At 42.2% G+C, this 5,678-nt stretch carries 4 protein-coding genes, 2 tRNA genes and 1 rRNA gene; 1 reads left to right on the forward strand and 6 read right to left on the reverse strand.

What is annotated here, in order from left to right; translation table 11 throughout:
* Positions 1–327: 327 nt before the first annotated feature.
* From JR005_RS04530 to JR005_RS04550, 5 genes are all read right to left on the reverse strand, one after another.
* A tRNA-Ala gene (locus JR005_RS04530) sits at positions 328–403 on the reverse strand.
* Between the two features lie 55 nt (positions 404–458).
* A tRNA-Ile gene (locus JR005_RS04535) sits at positions 459–535 on the reverse strand.
* Between the two features lie 177 nt (positions 536–712).
* Positions 713–2,249: ribosomal RNA gene (locus tag JR005_RS04540) — 16S ribosomal RNA — on the reverse strand.
* Between the two features lie 432 nt (positions 2,250–2,681).
* Positions 2,682–3,248 (reverse strand): peptidylprolyl isomerase, encoded by a 567-nt coding sequence (locus JR005_RS04545; protein WP_218665631.1) that lies wholly within the window; start codon positions 3,246–3,248, stop codon positions 2,682–2,684.
* A gap of 154 nt (positions 3,249–3,402) precedes the next feature.
* Complete coding sequence (locus tag JR005_RS04550) at positions 3,403–4,473, reverse strand: alpha/beta hydrolase fold domain-containing protein (RefSeq protein WP_049175859.1); 1,071 nt, start codon at positions 4,471–4,473, stop codon at positions 3,403–3,405.
* Between the two features lie 207 nt (positions 4,474–4,680).
* Here JR005_RS04550 and JR005_RS04555 point away from each other — a divergent pair, with 207 nt between their 5' ends.
* The gene (locus JR005_RS04555) at positions 4,681–4,884 is read left to right on the forward strand and encodes a hypothetical protein (RefSeq protein WP_151721613.1); all 204 of its coding nucleotides are present in this window, start codon (positions 4,681–4,683) and stop codon (positions 4,882–4,884) included.
* A 320-nt stretch (positions 4,885–5,204) separates the two neighbouring features.
* Here JR005_RS04555 and JR005_RS04560 read toward each other — a convergent pair whose 3' ends face one another.
* Complete coding sequence (locus tag JR005_RS04560; RefSeq protein ID WP_004986255.1) at positions 5,205–5,441, reverse strand: hypothetical protein; 237 nt, start codon at positions 5,439–5,441, stop codon at positions 5,205–5,207.
* Positions 5,442–5,678 lie beyond the last annotated feature (237 nt).

Below are 5,678 nucleotides of genomic sequence, written 5' to 3' on the forward strand. Positions count from 1 at the left end.
GTACAGCTTCAATCTAAATTCATATACCAAAACGCTTGATTCAGTTAATTTGCTAGTTCTCAATTAACTCTGAGATCAGAATTACTTCTTCTCTCTTTGTTATTGAGTGAACAATTTATTTCAGACTCAATTCTCAATCTGTTAATGAATTAATGTAACCTCGTCAGCTACATTAAACTGTGATTAATCACAGAGCTTAATAAATCATTATATTTACTAAGCTCTATAATCTTCTTAACTTCAAGCTCCATCCTATGTGTGCCTGCGCACAGCATAGCTGTTTGCTTAAATTTCAAGGAAAAGCTGCGCTTTTCTGTTCTTGAAATTTGGTGGAGACTAGGAGAGTCGAACTCCTGACCTCCTGCGTGCAAAGCAGGCGCTCTACCAACTAAGCTAAGTCCCCAGCTTATATCATTTAAGTATCTTTAACTCTGTACTCATTAATCTATTCGTCAGAATGGTGGGTCTGACAAGACTTGAACTTGTGACCCCACGCTTATCAAGCGTGTGCTCTAACCAACTGAGCTACAGACCCTGAGAAATAAAAAAAGAGATTAATAATCTCTTTTTTTATTTCGCAAGACAAGCGCAGCGCGTAGTGCATGACTTATCTCTGAAATTAAAAGAGAAAACTCGTTCCTTTTCTATCTTTCATTCAGATACCAGAAGAACAACTTGTTGTGGATTCTTACCAATCAACCAATCTTTTCGTTAAGGAGGTGATCCAGCCGCAGGTTCCCCTACGGCTACCTTGTTACGACTTCACCCCAGTCATCGGCCACACCGTGGTGAACGTCCTCTTTGCAGTTAGACTATCCACTTCTGGTGCAACAAACTCCCATGGTGTGACGGGCGGTGTGTACAAGGCCCGGGAACGTATTCACCGCGGCATTCTGATCCGCGATTACTAGCGATTCCGACTTCATGGAGTCGAGTTGCAGACTCCAATCCGGACTACGATCGGCTTTTTGAGATTAGCATCCTATCGCTAGGTAGCAACCCTTTGTACCGACCATTGTAGCACGTGTGTAGCCCTGGTCGTAAGGGCCATGATGACTTGACGTCGTCCCCGCCTTCCTCCAGTTTGTCACTGGCAGTATCCTTAAAGTTCCCACCCAAAGTGCTGGCAAATAAGGAAAAGGGTTGCGCTCGTTGCGGGACTTAACCCAACATCTCACGACACGAGCTGACGACAGCCATGCAGCACCTGTATGTAAGCTCCCGAAGGCACCAATCCATCTCTGGAAAGTTCTTACTATGTCAAGACCAGGTAAGGTTCTTCGCGTTGCATCGAATTAAACCACATGCTCCACCGCTTGTGCGGGCCCCCGTCAATTCATTTGAGTTTTAGTCTTGCGACCGTACTCCCCAGGCGGTCTACTTATCGCGTTAGCTGCGCCACTAATCCCTCAAAGAGACCAACGGCTAGTAGACATCGTTTACGGCATGGACTACCAGGGTATCTAATCCTGTTTGCTCCCCATGCTTTCGTACCTCAGCGTCAGTGTTAGGCCAGATGGCTGCCTTCGCCATCGGTATTCCTCCAGATCTCTACGCATTTCACCGCTACACCTGGAATTCTACCATCCTCTCCCACACTCTAGCTAACCAGTATCGAATGCAATTCCCAAGTTAAGCTCGGGGATTTCACATCCGACTCAATTAGCCGCCTACGCACGCTTTACGCCCAGTAAATCCGATTAACGCTCGCACCCTCTGTATTACCGCGGCTGCTGGCACAGAGTTAGCCGGTGCTTATTCTGCGAGTAACGTCCAGTAGCTGGTAGTATTAATACCAGTACCCTCCTCCTCGCTTAAAGTGCTTTACAACCATAAGGCCTTCTTCACACACGCGGCATGGCTGGATCAGGGTTCCCCCCATTGTCCAATATTCCCCACTGCTGCCTCCCGTAGGAGTCTGGGCCGTGTCTCAGTCCCAGTGTGGCGGATCATCCTCTCAGACCCGCTACAGATCGTCGCCTTGGTAGGCCTTTACCCCACCAACTAGCTAATCCGACTTAGGCTCATCTATTAGCGCAAGGTCNNNNGATCCCCTGCTTTCTCCCGTAGGACGTATGCGGTATTAGCATCCCTTTCGAAATGTTGTCCCCCACTAATAGCCAGATTCCTAAGTATTACTCACCCGTCCGCCGCTAAGATCAGTAGCAAGCTACCTCTCTCCGCTCGACTTGCATGTGTTAAGCCTGCCGCCAGCGTTCAATCTGAGCCATGATCAAACTCTTCAGTTAAAATCATTTCGCACCTTATTAAAGACAAGGTGCCAATTCTGGCTCATCAATTACTGACAAATTCTCTCAAATAAACTTCGAGTAATTTAAACCAATCAATCAATGATAATTTTTCGATCAATCAATCAGTAAAAATCCACACAAGTTGTTCTTCTATATTCTTAATGATCTATTCCTTACCTCGTCAGTAAGAAATTCAACTCAATACAAATCCTTCAACCTTAACCCTAAAAGCCAAGATCTTCATCGTGTATTGCGTCGGGATGAGTGCATTATAGGGCAATTCCCTACACAAGCAAGCCCCTTTAACTCATTGTTTTATTGAGTGTTCTATTTTTGTGCATCAATTCAGTTTATTTTACAATCAAAACCACTGTAACCATTTATTTATAAAGCAGAAATATTAATTTCACATTTCTGCTTTATTGTTTGTTATTTAGCACTTTTTTGTGGCTTGATTTGTACACTCAAGATTTTAATCGGTTGTTTGGGCACATTTTGATAAGAACCCATAGTCGTTGTTGGAACTTTAACAATTTTATCGACCACATCCATGCCCTTTGTGACTTTACCAAACACTGCATATCCTGCATCTACTGGAGAAGCATTCAGGAAGTTATTATCTGCAACATTAATGAAGAATTGGCTAGTTGCAGAATTTGGGTTACTGGTACGCGCCATTGCTAAAGTACCACGCGTATTTTTAAGTCCGTTACTTGCTTCATTTTTGATTGCTGGTCGAGTCGCTTTCTCTTTGAGGTTGACATCCATGCCACCGCCTTGAACCATGAATCCAGGAATAACGCGATGAAAAATCGTCCCTGTATAAAAGTTGCTTTTTACATAAGTTTCAAAATTTTTGCTAGAAATTGGAGCTTGATCATTAAAAAGCTCAATCTCAATATTGCCCATAGAGGTTTTCATTTCAACGAGTGTATTTGCAAATACATTAATACTCATTAAACACCCCGTTGCCATTAAAGCGACTTTCTTTAACATGGTTTTTCCTTTTCTATCTCTATAGTGACCAAATTGCTAGCCAGACTAGCATAGTATGCTCATGGTCTATTTTTATAATATTGTTATTTGGATTATCAAAAAAGTGTTCCACGTGAAACACCTTTTTATCTTTGATTTATCGTCTTGATTTCAATTAGGCGTGTTTATCCCAAAACTTTCTAAACGATTTACTCATTTGTACCAGATTGGCTTTGGCTTTACGCGAAACAGGTGTCAGGTTAATAAAACCGTGGGTTTGATCCAGATATTCATCATATTGAACCTTAACCCCATTCTGACGCAATTTATGACTATAAATCTCACCCTCATCGTGTAATACATCATGACCAGCCGTCACCACATATGCGGGTGCTATTTTTTTCAAATTTCCATAGGTAGGTGAAATCACTGGATCTGTTAATTCAATATGATGTTGGGTTGCGTAGTAATCTGTGACGTAATCGATATCACGACCGGTCAACACCAAACCATCTTTATAGGCATAAAAAGAGGGATGACGGCTTTTAAAGTCTACGGCTGGATAAATCAGAAATTGAGCTTGTGGTGCATAAGACTTACCAATGGTTCGCTGAGCCACCACGGTGCTGATATTGCCGCCTGCGCTATCGCCCGCCACTGCAATACGATTTTTTAGAATTTTAAAATAGCGGCGGTTTTGATAAACCCAAGCCAATGCATCTTCACACGACTGAATTAAATGCTTAGGAGAAAATTCTGGAGCGAGCGGATACTCAATACTTAATATTTGTACATTGGCTGATTTAGCAATCAGGCGACAAGCTTCATCATGCGTATCGACATTACCCACCACAAAGCCACCACCATGATAAAACACCACCATAGGCAGCTTTTTATTTGGATGCGGATGATAATGTCTGGCAAAGATCGTACCACTTTGTAAAGGTAAACGAATATCTTCTACAAACTCTAATGGTGTTGGTTTACGTCGAATCGCCTGCATTTGTAGTTCAAACATTTGGCGGGAACGGTCAACATTTTCATCGATAAAACCCGAATATCCCTGTTTGTACTGCACCGCCATCAAGCATTTTGTGAAACTATCAAGTTGGGGATACTGATAGGGATAGCCCAATAATTTAACAATGGACTCCTGAACAAAAGCAGGGAGTTTGTCTAATGCGCGCGCTGCTGGTCCCTGCCCTTTTTCTAATAATGCCTGAAGCTTTTGCTGCGATAGATTCACTGATTTCTCCCTTCAAATTGCTGTTATTCATTTTTTCTACATATTCAAGCGTGTCTTGACTATATGCGCATACAAGACACCTAATCAAGTTACATTTCCTTAATTTTTCCTACGCTAATCGCAACCACAATAAAAGTCATTGACTCAAACCTGAAATGGCATTGGATAGTTTTGTCATTGGTTAGATCAAAAATAAGGAGCAGTAAAATGAAAGTAATTTTGATCTCACTTGTCACTGCATTGCTTGCAGTTGGATGTGTAGTTTTACCTGAAGATCACAATCATCGGCATGGTGATCGATATGACTATGATCGAAATGATGATGGATATAACAGAAAAGGTCACTGGGACAGAAATCATGATCGCTGGGATCATGCTAATGGGGGTTGGAGATATGCGGATCGCCCTTAATATCTGTACTCGTTAAATAACGTCGTTCAAATAAATCAAAGCCTAAATCTACGGAGATTTAGGCTTTGATTTGGTTCGTACTCAAGCATCCTGCCTTATTTACTGTACGACCATTTGCAACAAACATCCTGTTTGCTATGGAGCTACTATAATTGATGACTAAAGCCTTGCCTGAGGGCAATCGACCGAAGTATCTGTACGTCATATCTTCGCTGAATGTCGGCTTTGAACGTTTCAAATGAGTAGCAGCTCATCTAAAACTGAGTGTTATGGTGGCATCCAATGATCACTTTCATTCACCGCATCGCAGACAAAAAATATTATTGAACGGGTGCAGACTCAGGGGCAACTTGTGGTTGTTCAGGAGATGCCTGTACAGGTTGAGCCTGTGTTGAAGTATCCGCTTGTACTGCTACACCACCCTGCACACCCGTTGCTTCTGGGCTTGCAGACGCTTGTGTAGAACCTGAAGCATTTAAGCCAGCTTCCGAAGCACAGCCTACTGCTGTGAATGCTACACCTGCGAATACCAATGATAATAGACCAAGTTTCTTCATGTTTCTTTCCTTTCATTATGACGAAAATTTGCAAAGTCCAACTTTGCGCTGCCTATGATTCACAATTTCTTCTGGTCAAACTCACATCATTGGTTGGTGTTTATAGAGTTAGACGTACATGTTCTGCAATTTTTTTTAACTTGAAGCCATTTTGCTAAAAACAGAGCTTTAAATCATAAAAGCCGCGCTAACTTGTTATCCAACTTTTATTTTTTAATTTTAAATTGCAGGAGAATA

Origin of the sequence: Acinetobacter sp. Colony158 (assembly GCF_019264745.1) — a bacterium.
Classification (GTDB): Bacteria; Pseudomonadota; Gammaproteobacteria; order Pseudomonadales; family Moraxellaceae; genus Acinetobacter; species Acinetobacter ursingii.

What these genes read in the sequence shown, in the direction of transcription:
- JR005_RS04545 (WP_218665631.1), bottom strand. Translation starts at nt 3,248, where the DNA reads ATGTTAAAGAAAGTCGCTTTAATGGCAACGGGGTGTTTAATGAGTATT.
- JR005_RS04555 (WP_151721613.1), top strand. Translation starts at nt 4,681, where the DNA reads ATGAAAGTAATTTTGATCTCACTTGTCACTGCATTGCTTGCAGTTGGA.
- JR005_RS04560 (WP_004986255.1), bottom strand. Translation starts at nt 5,441, where the DNA reads ATGAAGAAACTTGGTCTATTATCATTGGTATTCGCAGGTGTAGCATTC.